The sequence below is a fragment of the Streptomyces sp. CB02923 genome (genome assembly GCF_001905005.1).
Classification (GTDB): domain Bacteria; phylum Actinomycetota; class Actinomycetes; order Streptomycetales; family Streptomycetaceae; genus Streptomyces.
The window spans coordinates 23,671-42,428 of sequence record NZ_LWKZ01000015.1 but is presented as its reverse complement, the minus strand read 5'-3'; the positions used below and the strand labels follow the sequence as shown (position 1 = coordinate 42,428).

Annotated in this window: 17 protein-coding genes; 9 read left to right on the top strand and 8 right to left on the bottom strand. The window is 73.6% G+C overall.

Going from position 1 to position 18,758, the window contains the following annotated elements; genetic code table 11:
• Positions 1-1,250: outer membrane protein assembly factor BamB family protein (locus A6A06_RS18065; protein ID WP_199930961.1), on the top strand; the 1,250-nt coding region annotated here is incomplete at its 5' end.
• Positions 1,251-1,330: 80 nt separating this feature from the next.
• On the opposite strand, the gene A6A06_RS18060 is transcribed toward A6A06_RS18065, so the two are convergent.
• Positions 1,331-2,188 (bottom strand): hypothetical protein, encoded by an 858-nt coding sequence (locus A6A06_RS18060; protein ID WP_073762335.1) that lies wholly within the window; start codon positions 2,186-2,188, stop codon positions 1,331-1,333.
• A gap of 229 nt (positions 2,189-2,417) precedes the next feature.
• Between A6A06_RS18060 and A6A06_RS18055 the strand changes: the two genes are divergently transcribed.
• Complete coding sequence (locus tag A6A06_RS18055; protein ID WP_199930960.1) at positions 2,418-3,014, top strand: hypothetical protein; 597 nt, start codon at positions 2,418-2,420, stop codon at positions 3,012-3,014.
• An 8-nt stretch (positions 3,015-3,022) separates the two neighbouring features.
• Positions 3,023-3,529, top strand: a complete 507-nt coding sequence (locus A6A06_RS18050; protein ID WP_242440802.1) for a hypothetical protein — start codon at positions 3,023-3,025, stop codon at positions 3,527-3,529.
• Positions 3,530-3,617: 88 nt separating this feature from the next.
• Here the strand turns inward: A6A06_RS18050 and A6A06_RS18045 are convergent, their stop codons facing one another.
• The 3 genes from A6A06_RS18045 to A6A06_RS18035 are packed head-to-tail and all read right to left on the bottom strand — an operon-like array spanning position 3,618 to position 6,121.
• Positions 3,618-4,394: an enoyl-CoA hydratase/isomerase family protein gene (locus tag A6A06_RS18045; RefSeq protein WP_073762332.1), complete on the bottom strand. Its 777-nt coding sequence runs from the start codon at positions 4,392-4,394 to the stop codon at positions 3,618-3,620.
• Positions 4,391-4,951 carry a Zn-ribbon domain-containing OB-fold protein gene (locus A6A06_RS18040; RefSeq protein WP_443333756.1) on the bottom strand — a complete coding sequence of 187 codons (561 nt, stop codon included), beginning with the start codon at positions 4,949-4,951 and terminating at the stop codon, positions 4,391-4,393. Before A6A06_RS18040 ends, A6A06_RS18045 begins: the two co-directional genes overlap by 4 nt.
• A gap of 18 nt (positions 4,952-4,969) precedes the next feature.
• Complete coding sequence (locus A6A06_RS18035) at positions 4,970-6,121, bottom strand: lipid-transfer protein (RefSeq protein ID WP_073762331.1); 1,152 nt, start codon at positions 6,119-6,121, stop codon at positions 4,970-4,972.
• 297 nt (positions 6,122-6,418) lie between these two features.
• On the opposite strand from A6A06_RS18035, the gene A6A06_RS18030 reads away from it, so the two are divergent.
• Positions 6,419-8,092 (top strand): FadD3 family acyl-CoA ligase, encoded by a 1,674-nt coding sequence (locus A6A06_RS18030; protein WP_073762330.1) that lies wholly within the window; start codon positions 6,419-6,421, stop codon positions 8,090-8,092.
• A gap of 141 nt (positions 8,093-8,233) precedes the next feature.
• Positions 8,234-8,929, top strand: coding sequence for a hypothetical protein (locus A6A06_RS18025; protein ID WP_073762329.1), 696 nt, complete (start codon positions 8,234-8,236; stop codon positions 8,927-8,929).
• Between the two features lie 138 nt (positions 8,930-9,067).
• On the opposite strand, the gene A6A06_RS18020 is transcribed toward A6A06_RS18025, so the two are convergent.
• Positions 9,068-10,672, bottom strand: coding sequence for a class I adenylate-forming enzyme family protein (locus tag A6A06_RS18020; RefSeq protein ID WP_073762328.1), 1,605 nt, complete (start codon positions 10,670-10,672; stop codon positions 9,068-9,070).
• 176 nt (positions 10,673-10,848) lie between these two features.
• Here A6A06_RS18020 and A6A06_RS18015 point away from each other — a divergent pair, with 176 nt between their 5' ends.
• On the top strand, positions 10,849-11,280 hold the full coding sequence (locus A6A06_RS18015) for a pyridoxamine 5'-phosphate oxidase family protein (RefSeq protein ID WP_073762327.1): 432 nt from the start codon (positions 10,849-10,851) through the stop codon (positions 11,278-11,280).
• Positions 11,281-11,362: 82 nt separating this feature from the next.
• On the opposite strand, the gene A6A06_RS18010 is transcribed toward A6A06_RS18015, so the two are convergent.
• The 3 genes from A6A06_RS18010 to A6A06_RS18000 all read right to left on the bottom strand — a co-directional run bounded on the left by A6A06_RS18010 (position 11,363) and on the right by A6A06_RS18000 (position 15,518).
• Positions 11,363-11,653 carry a hypothetical protein gene (locus A6A06_RS18010; RefSeq protein ID WP_073762326.1) on the bottom strand — a complete coding sequence of 97 codons (291 nt, stop codon included), beginning with the start codon at positions 11,651-11,653 and terminating at the stop codon, positions 11,363-11,365.
• A gap of 351 nt (positions 11,654-12,004) precedes the next feature.
• Positions 12,005-12,364 (bottom strand): laminin G, encoded by a 360-nt coding sequence (locus tag A6A06_RS18005; protein ID WP_073762338.1) that lies wholly within the window; start codon positions 12,362-12,364, stop codon positions 12,005-12,007.
• 211 nt (positions 12,365-12,575) lie between these two features.
• Positions 12,576-15,518: an AfsR/SARP family transcriptional regulator gene (locus A6A06_RS18000; RefSeq protein ID WP_073762325.1), complete on the bottom strand. Its 2,943-nt coding sequence runs from the start codon at positions 15,516-15,518 to the stop codon at positions 12,576-12,578.
• Between the two features lie 352 nt (positions 15,519-15,870).
• Here A6A06_RS18000 and A6A06_RS17995 point away from each other — a divergent pair, with 352 nt between their 5' ends.
• The 3 genes from A6A06_RS17995 to A6A06_RS17985 all read left to right on the top strand — a co-directional run bounded on the left by A6A06_RS17995 (position 15,871) and on the right by A6A06_RS17985 (position 18,611).
• Positions 15,871-17,097, top strand: a complete 1,227-nt coding sequence (locus A6A06_RS17995) for an amidohydrolase family protein (protein ID WP_073762324.1) — start codon at positions 15,871-15,873, stop codon at positions 17,095-17,097.
• A 181-nt stretch (positions 17,098-17,278) separates the two neighbouring features.
• Positions 17,279-18,082 (top strand): alpha/beta fold hydrolase, encoded by an 804-nt coding sequence (locus A6A06_RS17990; protein ID WP_073762323.1) that lies wholly within the window; start codon positions 17,279-17,281, stop codon positions 18,080-18,082.
• A gap of 145 nt (positions 18,083-18,227) precedes the next feature.
• Positions 18,228-18,611: a thiol-disulfide oxidoreductase DCC family protein gene (locus A6A06_RS17985; protein WP_073762322.1), complete on the top strand. Its 384-nt coding sequence runs from the start codon at positions 18,228-18,230 to the stop codon at positions 18,609-18,611.
• Positions 18,612-18,758 lie beyond the last annotated feature (147 nt).

The following is an 18,758-nucleotide window of genomic DNA, read 5'->3' as shown; positions in this document are numbered from 1 at the left end:
ACGGCGCCCACGACCACGACCCGGCCGGGCCGCTGCCGCAGCAGGGCGGCGCGGCGGGGCACGGCTCCGGGGCGCCCGCCGCCACCGGCGCGGGCGGCGCTGCCGACGGTGCCGCGCCCGCCCGCTGGCGCCCCTGGCGCTTTCGCATGTCCAACGACGTGTGGGGCACGCCCACGGTCGCCGGTGACCTGCTGTACGTCACGTCCTTCGAGGTGCACGCCCTCGACGTGGCCAGCGGACGGCGCCAGTTCAAGACCCGCGACGTCGCCTGGAGCATGGCCGTCGCCGACGGCCGCATCCACGCCTCCGACGGACCGAGCCTGTACGCGCTCGACGCGGCCGACGGCGCCGAACGCTGGCGCCTGGGCAGCGACGGCTGGATCTACGCCCTCAAGGCCGACCGGGGCACCGTCGTCACCGGCACCCGCGGCGGCGGCGTCCAGGCCTGGGAAGCCGCCACCGGCGAACGGCTCTGGGAGACCGGCGGCGTCCAGACCGACTTCGAGACCGCCGACCTGGGGCCGGTCCTGCACGACGGCACCGTCTTCCTCTGGGCCGACGGGCGGCTGAAGGCCCTGGAGGCCCGTACGGGCGCCGAGCGCTGGTCGTACCCGGTCGGCGACGCGGCCTCCTGCGGCGGCGTCCCCGTCCGGCTGCTGCCCGCACCGGACGGCGCCGTGTACGTCACCGCCGGGACGCGGGTGCTGGCCATCGACATCGCGCGCGGCGAGGTGCGCTGGCACTTCGAGGCGCCCGCCGCGTTCCTCAGCCGCCCCGCGTTCGCGCCGGGCCCCGCGGTCACCGGCGGCGGCCTCTACCTCGCCGACTACCTCGGCACCGTCTACGCCCTGGACGCCGCCGACGGCCGGGACCGCTGGCGCATCGCGACCGAGGCCCGGCAGTCCACCGAACCGGTGCTCGTCGCGGACGGCGCCGTCCACCTCGGCAGCGGCAAGGCGCTCTACACGCTCGACGCCGTCACGGGCACGCCGCGCTGGCGCTTCCAGGCGGGCGGAGACGTGATCGGCGCGCCCGTCGTGGCGGACGGCCGGGTGCACTTCGGCTCCGCCGACCACTGCCTGTACACCCTCGACGCGATGGGCGGGCAGCTGCGCTGGAAGCTGGCCACCGGCGGCGAGATCACCGGCACACCGGTGGCCGTCGGGGGCGTCGTCTACGCGTGCAGCAAGGACCGCTGCGTGTACGCGCTGGACGCGGCGAAGGGGACGGGGCTGGCGCGGCGGACCTGACGGGGGCGGGCGGCTGCCGGTCCTTGTCCGTGGTCCTGACGGGGGCGGGCCGCTACCGGTCTCTTGACGGGGACGGCCCGCTACCGGTCCTTGTCCCAGCGCGGGTGCTCGTCCGCGGGGGGCTGCCCGGCCTGCTCCGGCTGGGCCGGCCGCTCCGGTTGTGCCGGCCGCTCCGGGGGCGGCGTCGTCCGGATGGGCCGCGTCTCGTCGTCGGGCCGGGGCGGCGGCTGCCCCGGGGCGTCCGAGGCCGACGGCGTCCGCACCGCCCGGGTGGGCCGGTCGTCCGCGGGCGGCTCCTCCGAATCCGGCGGCGGGTGCCCGGCGCCCGGCCACCGTACGGGCGGCTGCTGATGGGGCGTCGCACGCGGCGAAGCGCCGTACGCCGGTACGCCCTGCGGCGGGGTGTCGCCGCCCCGGATCGGGCCGGGCTCCCACTCGGGCCCGGGTGCGCCGTAGGGCGCGGGCTCGCCGTACCGGCTGTCCCGCTCCTCGAAACCGGTGTCGCGGCGCCGGGAGCGGACACCGCGGCGGCCGCTCATCACCAGCGCCGCCAGCCACAGCAGCGCGCCTCCGCCGAGCGCGGTCGCCACGCCGATGCCCAGCCCCTGGTCAGGGTTCTCGCCCACGGTGAGGCTGCCCGTCTCCTGCCCCTGACGGACCATCCACAGGATGGTGAAGCCGAGCACGACCAGCCCTGCCACCGCGACGAGCAGGCGGGAGCGCAGCACGATGCCGATCAGGGTGACGAGCGCGGCGAAGGCCATCGGCAGAAAGACCGACCCGAGCAGGTCGGCCTGCTCGCCGCTGATGCCCTGGAACAGGTCCTCGATACGGATCTCACGTCCGGGGCGGCCGTCGTACCAGGCACGGAAGGGGCTCCAGACGGCGGCCGCCGCTCCGGCGAGGGCCAGTACGGATCCGAGTACGTTGCGCACCACAGGCGTCGCCTCTCCGGTCGCTGATTCGTCCCGTTTCCCTCTGTAACCGACGCTACGCCCGACTGCACGCGCGCGCCAGACCTCTGCGTTTTACCTGGTCAGGAAGGGATTTTGGGTACTGCAAGGAGGTTGCTAGTCTGCCGTGCACTCGTCAAGAAAAGATAAGGACGAGAGGGGCCGCGCGGACATTGCGCGGTCCTTTCAACGGGGTCAACGGGGGCACAACAACATGAAATTCCGTCATGTCCGCACGGTCGCGGCGGCCGGGGTGGTCCTGGTCGCGCTGACCGGCGCCCGGCACTCGCACGGCGGCGGCTGCGGGAGCAGCCACAGCAGCGACGGCGGTTCCGGCAGCGTCGGCGGCAGCACCGGCACCAGTGGCAGCAGCACCAGCGGCGGCTACGAGGCGAGCACCGGTGGCTACGACGGCGGTACGAGCACCGGCGGCAGCTCGGTCAGCGGCAGCTCCACGAGCGGCGGCAGCACCGGCAGCACCTCCGGCTACACCACCGGCGGTTCCGGCAGCAGCCGCAGCGCCATGGGCGACATCAAGATCAACGGCTGCCGGTACAACGGGTCCGGGAGCGTGAAGACCACGGTCAGCGCCACCAACAGCGCGTCGGGCACCAGGTACACCTACCGGCTGACGGTGAAGTTCACCGCGCCGGGCGGCAAGGACCTCGGTACCCGCCACCCGAGCATCCCCTCCGTGATGCCGGGCCGCACCGACTCCCTGGACGTGATCCAGTACGTGCCGTCCGACGCCGCCACCAGCGGGACGTTCCGCTGCTCGGTCACCGACGTCCAGCGCACCCCGCTCTCCTGATGGCCGCCATGAGAAGGCGCCTCGGCCGGGCCGCCGTCGCATCCGGGATGGCCGCCGCCAGCACGCTCGGACTCGTCGGCTGCGGCGCCCTGCTGCCCGGCGGCCACGCCCGCCGGGTGACACCGCCGCCGCCACCGCCCACCGGGTACAGCTCCTCGCCGTCGTACGAGCCGTCCTACTCGCCGTCGCCGACGCCGGAGGAGACCTACGACCCGGACGGCCGCTCGGACGCCCGCGGCAACAACTGCCGCTACGACCAGTCGGCCCGCCGCCTCGAATACTCGGTCTCGGTGACCAACCCGTCGCTCACCAAGACCTTCACGTACGAGATGGCGGTCAACTGGATGAAGGCGCGGCCCGCCGACGGCACGGCGTTCGGGCTGCACCAGCGCAGCATCGTCGTACGGCCGGGGCAGACCGAGACGTACACGGCCACGTACAGCTACACCAACACCTCGACGCGGGAACTGTGGTTCCAGTGCGAGATCCGCAGGGCGCGCAAGTCGGAGCTGTGACGGGCGGCCGGTGCCCCGGCATCGCCGGTGAGCCGGTGCCGCCGGTGCCCCGGTGCCGCCGGTTGGCCGTGGCGTCAGCGGACCCGCGTCAGCGGACCCGGAAGCTCCGGGAACGGGCCGCGAAGAGCTCCGCCTGCCGCTCCGGCGGCAGGTTGCCCAGCGCGATGAGCTGCGGGGCATGGGCCAGGGCCTGCGCCCGCGCGGCCTCCCGGGACGTCCACAGGGCCCGTACGGTGCCCTGCACCGCCGTGGTCGGCTGGGCGGCGAGCACGGCGGCGGCGCGCCGGGCCGCGGCCACCGCGCCGCCCGGCGGCGTCAGTTCCGACACCAGGCCCGTGTCGTAGGCGCGGCGGGCGCCGAGCCGCTCCGCCGTGCCCATCAGCGCCAGCCGCGCGATCTCGCCGTACGGCATCCGCTGCGCCATGAACACCGACTCGTACGCGCTGACCATCCCGTACGTCGTGTGCGGGTCGAAGAACGTGGCCTCCTCGGAGGCGACCAGGAACTCGCACTCGCCCAGCAGGTAGAACGCCCCGCCGCAGGCCATCCCCTCGACGGCCGCGACGACCGGCTTCCACAGGTCGTTCGCCTTCGGGCCGATGCCGAGCAGCGGGTCGTCGGCCGAGTACGGGGAGGACGGCTGCGGTACGTCCGCCGAGCGGTCGAAGCCCGTGCAGAACGCCGTGCGCCCGGCACCGGTCAGGACGACGGCACGCACGTCGTCGTCGGAGCGGAACCGGCGCCAGACGTCCGCGAGCGCGCCGGCCGTCTCCAGGTCCACGGCGTTGTGGCGGCCGGGCCGGTCGAGCGTGACCAGGGCGACGCCGTCCGGCGCCGTCTCCACCCGTACGGAAGCCGCCGTCACGGCCGCTCCAGCAGCCAGCGCGGCACGGTCACGCCCGGCGCCTGTTCGCGGAACGCCACCTTCACCGCGGCGCCGATCCGGATGCGGGCCGGGTCGACCGAGTTCAGCGGGGCGTCCGCGGCGGTGACCAGGTTTCCGGCCAGGCGGATGTGCGGGGCGTCGGCCAGCTCCACCAGGACCGCGTTGTACGGGGCCTGCGCGGCGTAGGCGGGCAGCAGCGGCGGGTGCGGCACGACGTAGGACCAGACGCGGCCCCGGCCGGACATCCTGCGCCAGTTGTGGTCGAAGGACTGGCAGTGCGGGCAGCACGGGCGGGGCGGGAAGCGGAGTTCGCCGCAGGCGGCGCAGGACTGGACGCGGAGTTCGTGGCGGGCGGCGTACTCCCAGAAGGGGGCGCCGTCGTCGTCGATTACGGGGAGGAGGAGGGCGGGGTCGGGATCGGGATCGGGATCGGGGGCCGGTTGCTGGGCCGTTCCCGATGCCTGTCCCGGTTCCGGTGCCGGTTCCCGGGCCGGGTGCGGGTCCGGCTGGGGCCCGTTGTCAGTGGTCGCCTTCATGCTGGTGGACATGAGCACTCAACTCCTCAGCAGCAGGGCCGACGTGGGGACCCCCTCACCCGCCGTGACCAGGCAGGTGGCGGCGTCCGGGACCTGGGCGGTGCTGGTGCCGCGCAGCTGGCTGACACCTTCGGTGATGAGGTTGAAGCCGTGGACGTACGCCTCGCTCAGCCCGCCGCCCGCGGTGTTGAGGGGCAGCCGGCCGCCGATCTCCAGGGCGCCGCCCTCGGTGAAGGCCGCGCCCTCGCCGCGCCCGCAGAAGCCGTACCCCTCCAGGGAGAGCGGGATCAGGGGGGTGAACGCGTCGTAGATCTGCGCGACGTCGACGTCCGCGGGCCCGAAGTCGGCCTGCTTCCACAGCTGCCGGGCGGCGGTCCAGGCCGGGCCGGTGAGCGGGTCGTCGGTCCAGTAGTTGACCATGCCGTGGTGCTGGGCGGGCAGGCCCTGCGCTACGGAATGGACGTACACGGGCCGGTGGCGCAGGTCGCGGGCGCGCTCGGCGGAGACGACCACGCACGCCAGCGCGCCGTCGGTCTCCAGGCAGTTGTCGAAGAGGCAGAGCGGCTCGCTGATCCAGCGGGCGGTCATGTACATCTCGCGGGTCAGCGGCCGCTCGTACATGATCGCGGCCGGATTCTGGTTGGCCCGGTTGCGGCAGGCGAGGGCGACGTTGAAGAAGTGGTCGCGGGTGGCGCCGTAGTCGTGCATGTAGCGCCGGGCGAGGATGCCGATCTCGTCGGCGGGGCGCAGCAGCCCGAAAGGCCGGGTCCATTGGGCCGGAGTGGGCAGTTGGACAGCGGTGTTCCGCCACGGCCGGGGCCCGGAACCGCGCTTGCGCGAGCGCCAGGCGACGCCCACGCTCGCCTGCCCGGTGGCGATGGCCGCCGCCAGGTGGGCCACGGTGGCGCACGAACCACCGCCGCCGTAACCGGCCTTGGCGAAGAAGGTGACGTCCCCGGCGCCGATCGCCTTGGCGACCTCCACCTCGTCGGTCTCCTCCATGGTGTACGAGGCGAACGCGTCCACCTCGGACGGCGCGATCCCCGCGTCGTCCAGGGCCGCGATGACGGCGCGGCAGGCCAGCGTGCGTTCGGACTCCGGCAGCCGCTTGGCGAACGCCGTCCGGCCTATCCCGGCTATCGCCGCCGCGTCCTTGAGGGTCGCCCCCATCGCCACCTCCGTGGTCGGCCGTCGTACGGACCTGTGTGCCGCTCCTGTGTGCCGTTCATGTGCGCTGTTCCTGCGTGCTGTTCCTGAGTGCTGTCCCTGTGTCCTGGCCCCTGTGGCTGTCGGCGCGGGCAACCGTGCCGTCCTTGTGGCGTCGGCGCGGGCAACCGTGCCGTCCTTGCGGCGTCGGCGCGGACAACCGTTCCGTCCCTGCGGCGTCGGCGCGGACAACCGTGCTGACAGCCGAGGAGGCTACCGCTAACCTGACGGGTAGTCAGCTCTTTCACGGGAGGTTGTGCGATGCGCGGTGACCTGGACCGGCCCGACGCCACCGACCCCCGCGCCGACCTGGAGTACGGCACGGTCCCCCGCCTGGTGCGCGCGGCCGCCGAGCGGTACGGCCCGGCCGAGGCGGTCGCCGAAGGGCGCCACCGCCTGACGTACGCGCAGCTGGGGGAGCGGGTCGAACGGGCCGCGGCGGCCTGCGTCGCCGCCGGTGTCGCCCCCGGCGACCGGGTGGCCCTCTGGGCCCCCAACACCACCGACTGGATCACCGCCGCACTCGGCGCGGTGACGGCGGGCGCCGTCCTGGTCCCGGTCAACACCCGCTTCAAGGGCGGTGAGACGGCCGACGTGCTGCGCCGCACCCGCGCCCGCCTGCTGTTCGTCACCGGCACGTTCCTCGGCACGTCCTACGTGGCCTCGCTGCGCCGCGCGGCCCGGGAAGGCACCGGCCGCGGCCCGCTCCCCGGACTGCCGCACCTGGAACAGGTCGTCGTCCTCTCCGGCGACGCCCCCGAAGCGTTCGTCACCTGGGAGGAGTTCCTGGCGGCGGGCGAGGCCGTGCCCGTCGGGGCGGTCCGCGCGCGAGCCGACGCGGTGCGTCCCACGGACCCCTCGGACATCATCTTCACCTCGGGAACCACCGGCCGCCCCAAGGGCGCTGTGATCACCCACGCCCAGACGCTCCGCGCCTACGCCGTCTGGAGCGCCCTCGCCGGACTCGCGCCCGGCGACCGCTACCTGATCGTCAACCCGTTCTTCCACACCTTCGGCTACAAGGCAGGGATCATCGCCTGCCTGCTGCGCGGCGCCACGATGATCCCGCAGCCGGTCTTCGGCGTCCCCACGGCCCTGGCCCACATCGCCGCCGAGCGCGTCACCGTGCTGCCCGGCCCGCCCACCCTCCACCAGCAGCTCCTCGACCACCCCGAACGGGCCCGGTACGACCTCCGCTCCCTGCGCCTGGTCGTCACCGGCGCCGCCGTCGTACCGCTGCGACTCGTCGAACGGCTCCGCGCCGAACTGGGCGTCGCCACCGTCCTGACCGCCTACGGCCTCTCGGAGAGCTCCGGCATCGCCACGATGTGCCGCCGCGACGACCCGCCCCAAACGGTCGCGGCGACGTCCGGGCGCGCCGTCCCCGGCACGGAGATACGGATCGCCGACTCCGAGGGCCGGGCGGTGGCGGCCGGTACGGCGGGCGAGGTCCTGGTGCGCGGCTACCACGTCATGTCCGGCTACTACGAGGACCCGCCGGCCACCGCGGAGGTGCTGACCCCGGACGGCTGGCTGCGCACCGGCGACATCGGCGTCCTGGACGGCGACGGCAACCTGCGGATCACCGACCGTCTCAAGGACATGTTCATCGTCGGCGGTTTCAACGTCTACCCCGCCGAGATCGAGCAACTGCTCGCCCGCCACCCGGACGTGGCCGAGGCGGCCGTCGTCGGCATCCCCGACCCGCGGCTCGGCGAGGTCGGCAAGGCGTACGCGGTCCGCCGTCCGGGCTCCGTCCTCACCTCCGGCGAACTGATCGCCTGGGCCCGGCGCGAGATGGCGAACTACAAGGTGCCCAGGGAGGTCGCGTTCGTCGCGGCCCTGCCGCGCAACGCGAGCGGCAAGGTGGTCAAAGGGGAGTTGCGCCGGGGCGGGCCCGGAGCGGGCACCGGCAGCCGGTTACCGACGCGTTAGCCGGGTGTTAGCCGCGCCCGGCATCTTTGTGTACGTACCAACGAAGGGCCGGACGCCCGGCCGCCGACGGCGCGCGAGCGACGCCGTGGCGCGGCCGGACCCGGGCCCGGACGCACACGGACACGACCCTGGGGGACCCGCATGCCCAGCCTCTCCACCGCAGTCTTCCGCCGAGGCCGCCGCCTCGCCGCCGCCTCGGTCATCGCGGTCGCGGCCTTCTCGCTCACCGCCTGCAACGCCTCCGCGGGCGACACGGGCCCGGCCAAGAGCGCCGCGAGCGAAGCAGCCCAAGGCGGCGGCACGTCCGGCTCGGCGGAGGGCTCCGGCGCGACCGGCGGTACGGGCTCGGGCGACGGCTCCACCGGCGGCGACGCGGCGTCGGGCACCGCGGGGTCGGCGGGGTCGGACGCGTCCACCGGCGGCACGGGCAAGGACAGCAAAAGCGGCACGGGCAGCACCGGAAGCGGCAGCACCGGCACGACGACCGGCGAGGGCTCCACCGGGGCCGGCAAGGGCACCAACACGGGCACCGGCCGCAAGGGCACCGGCTCCACCGTGGTCGGCACCCTCAAGTACCTCGCCCCGGGCAAGCTCACCATCGCCCCGGAGGCCGGCATGGAGCGGGCGTTCTTCGTCGCGGACGACACCAAGGTCCTCGGCGCCACGACCATCTGCGGTGGCCCCGACGGCAGCGTCACCATCGGCAGCGACAGCTACGGCACCACCTCCTGCACCAAGGACGAACTCGACACGGCCGCCCAGAACGGCAAGGTCAAGGTGCGCGTCACGATCCACAGGGGCATCGCCACCAAGGTCGAGGAGCACTACCACCCGTAAACCACTGCGCACCCCCCTACGCGAAGCCCCCGGCACCCCCGGCCGGGGGCTTCGCCGATCCGTCCAGGGGAGGGCCGGTCACCATCCGGCGTCCCCGGGGGCCGGTCACCACCTGCCGTCGGACCACGCCCGCCGCCCCTACCCGAACCGCTCCCGCAACACCCCCTTGAGCACCTTGTCCAACGGCCCGCCCCGCGGCAACGCGTCCAGCACCTCCAGCTGTTCCGGCAGTTTCTGGGGCATCAGCCCGGCCCCGCGCAGATGGGCGGTGAGCGCGCCGAGCGTCAGGGCCTCCCCGCCTTTCAGGCTGACCACCGCGCACACCCGCTCGCCGCGCTCGCGGTCCGGCAGGCCGATCACCGCGACGTCGCCCACCGCCGGATGCCCGCGGATCAGCTCCTCGATCTCGGGGGCGGAGATGTTCTCGCCCTTCCTGATGACGATGTCCTTGAGCCTCCCGGTGAGGACGAGGTGCCCGTCGGCCCGCAGCAGCCCCAGGTCACCGGTGCGGAAGTAGCCGTCCGCGTCGAACGCCGCGGCCGTCAGCGCCGGATCGGTGTAGCCGCGGCAGACCATCGGCCCGCGTACCGTGACCTCGCCCGCCTCGCCGGGCCCCGCCTCGGTGCCGTCCGGGCGCGCGATCCGGATGCGGGCCCCGGTGACCGGCTTGCCCACGGTGTGCGCCAGCTGCTCGTCGCTGTCGTACGGCGTGCCCATCGCGATCATCGGGCACTCCGTCATCCCGTACCCGTGCACCACGGCACACCCCAGCTCGCGCCCCGCCGCACGGCACAGGCCGGGCGGCAGCGGCGCCCCGCCTCCGGAGAGCAGCCGCAGCGTGGGGATGAGCTTGCCCGGCCCCGGCCCCGGCCCCGGCCCTGTCCCCGGCCCCGACTCCGACTCCGGCCCCGACCCCGCTGACCCCCGGCGCCGTCGGGACTCGTCCAGGAACGCCTGGTAGAAGGCCGTGCTGCCACCGGCCATCGTCACCCCGTGCCGCCGGTACGCCTCGACCGCCGCCGCCGGTTCGAACGTGTCGAGCACCACGGCCGGGAAGCCGCTGAGCAGCATCGCGATGACATAGTCGGGCCCGGCGATGTGCGCGTACGGGAACGCGATCGAGCCGGTGTCCGCCTCCGTCATGCCCAGCGCGGTGGCCAGGCCGATACCGCCCGCGACGAGCGAGCCGTCGGTGTGCTCGACGCCTTTGGGCTCGGCGGTGGTGCCGGAGGTGTAGTAGATCCACGTCGGTGTGCTGCCCGGCCGTACGAACTCCGGCAGCACGCCCTCGGGCGCCGCCTCCGGCAGCCCGTCGGCGACGGAGAGCACACGGACACCGCCGTCCGCCACCTTCCGCAGCGTGCCCGCGTAGTCGTGGCCGCGCCACTCGCCCGGCACGACGGCGTACTCGGCAGCCGACTCCCGCAGCGCGTACCCCACTTCGCGCTCCCGGTGCAGATGCAGGACCGGTATCTGCACGGCGCCGAGCCGGGCCAGCGCCAGGGACACCTCGACGGTCAGGGGCCAACTGGGCAGCTGCCACAGGACACGGGTGCCGGCCCCGACCCCCGCCCCGTGGAACCCGGCCGCCAGCCGCAGCGCCCGGTCCCGTACCTCACCGAAGGGGACGGCCCGGCCGGACCCCCCGGTGCTCTCGTCGAAGAACATCGGTGCCCGCGGGGACACCTCGGCCCGGTACTGCATCAGTTCCCAGAGCGAACGCACACGATCGGGTTCGAACACGTCGCGCCTCCTAGGGGAGCGGGGCGCGCGACGGTAGCAGAAGGCAGTTCATATGACGAGGCACCGGTGCGGGTCATATGAGGAGGCGCCGGCGCGGGTGGCGCGGCGGAACATCCCCGATCGCGGCGGCGTTGGGCGCAGTGTCCCTACCAGCACGAGCACGCGAGGAGACATCCATGCCGTTGAGCACGGAAGAGCGTCAGAGCTTTCTGGCCGAACCGCACATCGGAGCGCTGTCGGTGGAATCGGGCGAGGCGGACCGCGGCCCCCTCACCGTGCCCGTCTGGTACGGGTACGAGCCGGGCGGCGAGCTGTGGTTCACCACCGAGCGGGACTCGCGCAAGGCCCGGCTGATCGCGGCGGCGGGCCGGTTCTCGCTGATGGTGGACCGGCTCACGCCGACGGTCCGGTACGTGTCGGTCGAGGGCGAGGTGATCTCGATCGAACCGGCGACGGACGAGGAGAAGCGCGCGATGGTCGACCGCTATCTCCCGCCGGAGGCCGCGCAGGCGTACCGCGCGAACGTGGAGCCCACGTTCGGTCCGCAGGTGACCATCCGGCTGCGGCCGCGGCGCTGGCTGTCGGCGGACATGGGGCCGGGCGAGTAACAGCGGGGCGGGACGCCGTAGGGGCCGGCCCCACCCGGCCCGGCCCCCGGCGTCCGTGCTCCGGCCCGCAACGGGCCGGCCGTCACGGGCGGTTGTTGTCCGAGGCCACGAGAGCACCGGTGGTCGGCCGGTTGTTGTCCTGCGCCGCGTCGGGCCGGTTGTTGTCCGGCGCCACGGAACGTTCAGAGGGGCCGGGGCGGTTGTTGTCCGCGGCCACGGAACGGTTGCCGGGTATCGGCCGGTTGTTGTCCTGAACGCTGACACCGGCGGGTCCGTCGGCGGCCCGGCCGGCGGCCAGTGCCGGAGACGCCGCCGCGCCCGCCACCGCAGCGGTGCAGGCGAGCGCGACGAGGGTGCGCTTGATAGGGCTCATGACAACTCCTCTGTGGGGGAATCCCTTGTGAGTGACGCTAACTTCTGGTGAGGCGTGTGTTCGATCCCCTCGGCTGTAACCAGCCGTAAAACTGGGGGAATTACCTGTGGCAGTGCTGTGGCCGTGCTGTGGGTATGCCGCGGGGACCGGCTTCGATGGCTCCCCCTCGGTGCCATCGAAACCGGCCCCCGCGATCCCCCGGATCCCCCCGGATCCCCCGATCCCCGGTTCAGCGGTCCCCCCGGATCCCCCGATCCCCCGGACCGCCGATACCGCAGTGGGTCTTAGGTGGTGCTCTCCGCACGGGCGGGCCCTCTGTTCCCCCGTGGCCCGCCCGTACGGGAGGCTGCGCTACTTCGGTTCGGTGATGGACCGGTTGCCGTCCTGAGGCGGCACCGGCCGGTTGGTGTCCGGCGGCTGGATCGGCCGGTTGGTGTCCAGCGGCTGGATGGGCCGGTTGCCGTCCTGGGGCGGCGCGGGCCGGTTGGTGTCCGGCGGCTGGATCGGTCGGTTGGTGTCCAGCGGCTGGATCGGACGGTTGCTGTCCTGGGGCTGGATAGGACGGTTCGTGTCCATGGGCTGAATCGGACGGTTACTGTCCTGCGGCTGAATGGGACGCGTGCTGTCCTGCGGCTGAATGGGACGCGTGCTGTCCAGCGGTTTGACGATGTCCCTGTCGTCGTCCTTTCGAGCCTGATTCTGAGAGCTCACGGTGATCAACTCCGTTGTGTGGGCGCAGTCGGCCCACCCGGCCGGCAACTCCCCCGTGGGTCGCCGGACGGGTGGACCATGGCCGTGCACCTTGCGGTGGGGCCTGGTCACCGAGCCGCTTGCCCCCCGAGGCGGCGGATCGGTAATTAGAAGAGTGGCCCCTCGCGATGAACGATCGATAAACGCCTGAAGCCCGCGGTCGGGGCGGCTTTTATACCAGCGCGACAGGGGCGGTGTGATGGTGTATCTCGCCGTCCACGGGCAGGCCCATCTGTTCGTGAATGGACACGACTTCCTGCCAGCAGACCTTCGCGCGGCCGGTGTGCCCTATCTGGTTCAGGGCGTGCCCCAGCGTCGTCAGGGCGTCGGCCCGCCAGCGGCCGCCGCCGAGGCCCCGCAGGGCGGACAGCGCCTGCTCGGCGTAGTTGGCCGCGTTGGCCGGGCGGTGGGCCGCGAGGTCCACCTCGGCGAGCCGGAGGTAGGTCATGCCCTCCCAGAACCGCTGGCGGCTGTCACGGAAGATGGCGAGCGCCTCGGTCAGCTGCTGGGTGGCCTCGTCGAGTCTGCCGGCGCGGGTCAGCGCCATACCGAGCGCGTACATGCCGTTGCCGAGGCGGCGGGAGGCCCCGGCCTCCTGGTAGCAGGCGGCGCCCTGCTCGGCGAGCTGGATGGCGCTCTCGACGCGCCCGGTGTCCAGGTGCAGGCGCGAGAGGTTGCACAGCGCGCTCGCCTCGGACTGCTTGTTCCTGGTCTCGCGGAAGGCGAGCAGTCCCTGGTTCAGGTAGCCCTCCGCCGCCTCGTGGCGCTGCTGGATGCTGGCGATGATGCCCCGGTCGTTCGGGCCGTTGGAGGCCGAGAAAGAGTCACCGGCGGCGATCCCCAGCAGGGTGGCCAGCTTCGCGTGCTCGTCGGCCTCGTCGAGCCGGCCGGACTGGAGGTAGAAGGGCGACAGCGCCCAGTGGGCGCGGGCCTCCGCGTGCTGGTCGCCGGCCCGGCGCGCGGCGGCGAGCAGGGTGAGGTCGGCCTGCTCGTACTGGCGGTTGTTGGCCCCGGACTCGGCCATGTCCCGGGTCAGCAGCATCAGGTCGACGGCGCGCCGCAGCACCTTCTCGCCGGTGTTCTGCAGCGCGCAGGCGATCAGGCAGCGGGTCTCGCTGAAGAGCCAGCTCAGTGCCTCGGAGCGGTCGGTGAAGATCAGGCCGGGGTACTGCGGCGTCTCGGTGTGGTCGGACAGCCGGTCGCCGGGGCGCTCCAGCGCGTACATGTGGGTGGCGGTGGCCAGGTAGAAGTCCAGCAGCCGGGACAGGGCCGCCTGGCGCTCCTCCGGCGGCTGTTCGTCGCGTTCGGCGCAGGAGCGGGCGTAGAGGCGGACGAGGTCGTGGAAGCGGTAGCGGCCGGGGGCGGCGGACTCCAGGAGGGAGGTGTCGACGAGCGTTTCGAGGAGTTCCTCGGCGTCGTCGGGCTCCATGTCGAGCAGCGCGGCCGCGGCGGCGAGCGAGATGTCGGGTCCGTCGGCGAGGCCGAGCAGCCGGAAGGCCCGTGCCTGCCGGGGCTCCAGCTGCTTGTAGCCCAGCTCGAAGGTGGAGTTCACGGCGAGGTCGCCGGCGCGCAGCTCGTCGAGCCTGCGGCGCTCGTCGGCCAGCTTGCGGGCGAGGACGGAGACGGTCCAGGTGCGGCGGGCGGCGAGCCGGGACGCGGCGATACGGATGGCCAGCGGCAGGAAGCCGCAGGCGCCGACCACGTCCAGGGACGCCTCGCGCTCGGCGTTCACGCGCTCCTCGCCGACGATGAGCGCGAAGAGGGTGAACGCTTCGTCAGGGCTCATCACGTCCAGGTCGACCAGGTGCGCGCCGGCCAGGTCTATCATCCGGACCCGGCTGGTGATCAGCGCCGCGCAGCCGTCCGTACCGGGCAGCAGCGGGCGGACCTGGGCGGCGTCGCGGGCGTTGTCGAGGAGGGCGAGCACCCGGCGTCCGGCGAGGGCCGAGCGGTAGAGGGCGGCCCGCTCCTCGATGCCGTCGGGGATGGCGGCGCCCGGCGTGCCCAGCGCGCGCAGGAAGGCGCCCAGCACCGCTTCCGGGTCGGAAGGGGAGTGCCCGGCGCCCTGGAGGTCCACGTACAGCTGGCCGTCCGGGAAGTGCGTGTGGGCGGCGTGCGCGACGTGGACGGCGAGGGTGGTCTTGCCGACGCCGCCGATGCCGGTGAGCGCCGACACGGCCATCACCCGGCCCTCGGCGGTGGCGAGCTGCTCGCTCAGTTCCGTGACGAAGGCGGCCCGGCCGGTGAAGTCGGCGACGGTGGCCGGAAGTTGCTGAGGACGTACGAAGACGGGCTCGCCGGGGGCCAGGGCGTCGGGCGGCATGGCGGGCGCGTCCAGCTCCGTGTCCGCGCGCAGGATGCGCTGCTGGAGTTCGGAGAGCGACGCGCAGGGGTCCACTCCCAGCTCATCGGCGAGCAGACGCCGCGTGTCGGCGTATACGGCGAGTGCCTCGGCCTGCCGGCCGCTGCGGTACAGCGCGAGCATGAGGAGTTCTCGCAGCCGCTCGCGCAGCGGGTGCGCGGCGGTCAGCGCGGTCAGCTCCGAGACGGCCTCGCCGTGGCAGCCCAGTTCCAGGTCGAGCTCCAGGCGCGTCTCCATGAGGGACAGGCGCCACTCCTCCAGGCGGGTGCGCTGGTTCTCCGCGTAGGGCCCGGCGAGGCTGGCGAGCGGCTCGCCGTCCCACAGCGCCAGCGCGGAGTCCAGGAGGTCCCGGGCGTGGCAGCGGTCACCGGACGCCTTGGCCTTCTCGGCCTCGGCCGCGTACTGCTCGGCGTGGTCCATGTCCAGGTCGAGCGGGTGGCTGTCCACCGGCCGGAGCGCATAGCCGCCGGACTCGCTGACCAGGGTGTCCGCGTCGGCGCCGAGTGCTTTGCGGATGCGTGAGGCGTACGTGCGCAGCGCCGCGAGAGCGGCGTGCGGTGGTTCATCGCCCCAGAGGGCGTCGACGAGTTCGGACGCGGTGGCGGTGCGTCCGCCCCGCAGGAGAAGGGCGGCCAGCAGCGCGCGCTGCTGCGGGGAGCCGGCCGCCAGTGGCGTCGCACCGCGCCAGGCCCGTACGGGACCGAGCACGGTGAAGCGGAGCCGCTCCTGGCCCTGCCCCGGACCGTCGTCCATGGTGTCCCCCTGCCCTGTGCACTTCGTTCGCATCGGCCAGTCTGCCTTGTCGTAGCCCCTTACGTCAGTAGGGGTCCAGTCTCAGCACGGTCTCTCCACGCCCGGTGTTCGGGCTGGTGTTCGGCTGTGCGGCGGGTGGGGAGCCGGGCCGGGGACGGGTGTGGATTCCCGTGCGGATGCGCGTGCAGCTGCCCGTGCGCGGTCCGGGCGCGGGCGCGGGAGCGAGCTTCGCTGCTCAGCCGCCTGCGCGGCCGCGTGGCGCCCGGCCAGGATGCGGAACGGTGTTACCTGCACGTACCCCTCACGCCCCAGCTTTGCTGACGGACCGTCAGTTCGGCGCTACGGTAAAAACATGGAGAGTTTTCCGAAGATAATCTCGGTGGACGACCACACGGTGGAGCCCCCTCGGGTCTGGCAGGACCGTCTCCCCTCGAAATATCACGACATCGGTCCCCGAATCGTCCGGGCACCGGTGAAGGAGATGTCGTTCGTCGGCGGCAGGTTCGCGCCGAAGATGGGCCGCCCGGGAGACGAGGGCCCGCTCGCCGACTGGTGGGTCTACGAGGACCTCCACCGCCCGCTGACCCGCCTGGACACCGCCGTCGGCTGCGCCCGCGACGACATCAGGCTCGAAGGCATCACCTACGAGCAGATGCGCCCCGGCTCCTTCAGCGTCCCGGAGCGACTCGCCGACATGGACGTCAACCACGTCCAGTCGGCCCTGTGCTTCCCCACGTTCCCGCGCTTCTGCGGCCAGACCTTCACCGAGGCCAAGGACCGCGAACTGGGGCTGCTGGGCGTGCGCGCGTACAACGACTGGATGGTGGAGGAGTGGTGCGGCCCGGCGGCGGGCGGACGCCTCATACCGCTCACCCTCGTCCCGTTGTGGGACGCGGAGCTGGCCGCGCGGGAGGTGCGCCGGAACGCGGAACGGGGCGTACGGGCAGTCTGCTTCAGCGAGATTCCGCCACATCTGGGGCTGCCCAGCATCCACACCGGCGACTGGGACCCCTTCCTGCGCGCCTGCGAGGAGACCGGCACCGTCATCGCCATGCACATCGGCTCCTCCAGCAGGATGCCGTCCACCTCCGCCGACGCGCCGCCCGCCGTCGGCTCCACGATCACCTTCGCCAACTGCTGCTTCTCGATGGTCGACTGGCTGATGAGCGGAGCCTTCGACCGCTTCCCCCGGCTGAGGATCATGTACGCGGAGGGGCAGATCGGATGGATCCCGTACATCCTGGAGCGCGCCGACGTGGTCTGGGAGGAGAACCGCGGCTGGGGCGGCGTCGCCGACAAGGTCCTGCGGCCGCCGTCCGAACTCTTCGCCGGGCACGTGTACGGCTGCTTCTTCGACGACGCCTTCGGCCTGCGCAACCTGGACGCGATCGGCGTCGGCAACGTCCTGTACGAGACCGACTACCCGCACTCCGACTCCACCTGGCCGCGGTCGAAGGAGGTCGGCGAGACCCAGATGGGCCACCTGGCGCCCGACGTGGTCGAGCGGATCGTCCGCGGCAACGCCATCGAGCTGCTCGGGCTGACCCCAGACGGACTGTGGGCGGGCACGGGGGCGTAGGGCGCCTCCGGCGGCCCCGGCCCCGCGGCGCGGCGATCCGTATGCCCGGAACCTCCCCGCGCGGGCGGCCGGGCGGTCACGATGGGACGGGCGGCCACGAACGGGCCGCCCGCACGGTCCGTGCCGCGCGCGGCACGCCGCCGCACGGGACGTGCTCCGCGGGGGCCTGGAGGTGACGCACATGACGATGTTCGTGCTGGTGTCGGGCGGGTACACCGGAGGGTGGATCTGGCAGGAGGTGGCGGACCACCTGCGCGCGGCGGGACACCGGGCGCATCCGGTGACCCTGACCGGGATGGGGGACCGCCGCCACCTGTCGGGCCCCGGCACCGACCTGAACACCCACATCGAGGACGTGGTGCAGGTACTGGACCACGTGGGCGCGGGGGAGCCGGACGAGGCGGGCGAGACCGTGCTCGTCGGCCACTGCTACGGCAGCTACCCGGCCCTCGCCGCCGCCGACCGCGACCCGGACCGCATCGCCCGCATCGTGTTCGTGGACGCGGGCCTGCCCCACGACGGCGACGCCGTCCTCGACGCGCTGCCCGACCCCGCCGTACGGGAACGGCTGCGGCGCCGCGCCCAGGAACACGGCGACGGCTGGCGGCTGCCGCCGCCCGCGTTCGAGGAGACGGAGATCTGGGGCAGCCTGGACGGCATCTCCAAGGAAGGCATGGACCGGCTGGCCCGCCTCGCCGCACCGCAGCCGCTGGCCACCCTCACCCAGCCGGTACGGCTGACCGGCGCCGCCGCCGGACTGCCCACGACCGGCATCTTCTGCACGCGCAACGTCACCAGCACCGCGGCCGTCCGCGCCCTGGTGGCCACCGGGGACCCGCGCTTCGCGGCGCTCGCCGACCCCCGGGTCGGCTTCTTCGACCTCGACACCGGGCACTGGCCCATGCTGTCCCGCCCCGGCGAACTGGCGGACCTGCTGCTGCGGGCGGCGGCGGACGAGGGGGAGCGGATCGGGGCGGCTTCCTGAGGGGGGCCTTCTTGAGTGGGGTGGGGCCTCCCTGAGGGGCGCGGTGCCCGTCCGGGGTGTGCGCGGGGCACAGCGCCCTCCCGGGACGCGCGGGGCGGGCCGGGGTGCCGACGGTCCGCCCCGCACGTCCCGGCATGATGACGGCATGAGCACCCGACCCGTACTCGTCTACGACGGGGACTGCGGCTTCTGCACCACCTGCGTGCGCTTCGCCGAGCGCCGCATCCGCCCCCGCTGCACCATCACGGCCTGGCAGTTCGCCGACCTGGCGGCGCTGGGCGTCACCGAGGAGCGGGCCGGGCACGAGGTCCTGTGGATCACCCCGGCCGGCACGGTGTACGGCGGCGCGCAGGCGGTCGCCAAGCTGCTGATGAGCGCGCGGGGCGGCTGGGCGGTGCCCGGCGCGCTGCTGACCCTGCCGCTGGTCCGGCAGGCCGCCCGCGCCGTCTACCGCCTGATCGCCGACAACCGGCACCGGATGCCCGGAGGCACGGCGGCCTGCTCGATGCCGCCCCACCGCAGGCCCTGACACCCGCGGCCCCCCGGCCCCCTTGCCTGATGGGCCGTCAGCCCACACCATGACCGGCAGCCGTCGGCGACGGGCCGCCGGCCGGGCGCGGTGGGGGTGGACGTGGACGCGTACACGGGCGCGGAGAGCGGTACGGGGAGCGGCGCA

Excerpts from the sequence above, each read along its gene's own strand:
- A6A06_RS18050 (WP_242440802.1), top strand. The coding sequence starts at position 3,023 with ATGAGAAGGCGCCTCGGCCGGGCCGCCGTCGCATCCGGGATGGCCGCC.
- A6A06_RS18000 (WP_073762325.1), bottom strand. The coding sequence starts at position 15,518 with ATGGACGACGGTCCGGGGCAGGGCCAGGAGCGGCTCCGCTTCACCGTG.
- A6A06_RS18025 (WP_073762329.1), top strand. The coding sequence starts at position 8,234 with ATGCCCAGCCTCTCCACCGCAGTCTTCCGCCGAGGCCGCCGCCTCGCC.
- A6A06_RS17995 (WP_073762324.1), top strand. The coding sequence starts at position 15,871 with ATGGAGAGTTTTCCGAAGATAATCTCGGTGGACGACCACACGGTGGAG.
- A6A06_RS18010 (WP_073762326.1), bottom strand. The coding sequence starts at position 11,653 with ATGAGCCCTATCAAGCGCACCCTCGTCGCGCTCGCCTGCACCGCTGCG.
- A6A06_RS18030 (WP_073762330.1), top strand. The coding sequence starts at position 6,419 with ATGCGCGGTGACCTGGACCGGCCCGACGCCACCGACCCCCGCGCCGAC.
- A6A06_RS18055 (WP_199930960.1), top strand. The coding sequence starts at position 2,418 with ATGAAATTCCGTCATGTCCGCACGGTCGCGGCGGCCGGGGTGGTCCTG.
- A6A06_RS18040 (WP_443333756.1), bottom strand. The coding sequence starts at position 4,951 with ATGAAGGCGACCACTGACAACGGGCCCCAGCCGGACCCGCACCCGGCC.
- A6A06_RS18015 (WP_073762327.1), top strand. The coding sequence starts at position 10,849 with ATGCCGTTGAGCACGGAAGAGCGTCAGAGCTTTCTGGCCGAACCGCAC.
- A6A06_RS18035 (WP_073762331.1), bottom strand. The coding sequence starts at position 6,121 with ATGGGGGCGACCCTCAAGGACGCGGCGGCGATAGCCGGGATAGGCCGG.
- A6A06_RS17990 (WP_073762323.1), top strand. The coding sequence starts at position 17,279 with ATGACGATGTTCGTGCTGGTGTCGGGCGGGTACACCGGAGGGTGGATC.
- A6A06_RS17985 (WP_073762322.1), top strand. The coding sequence starts at position 18,228 with ATGAGCACCCGACCCGTACTCGTCTACGACGGGGACTGCGGCTTCTGC.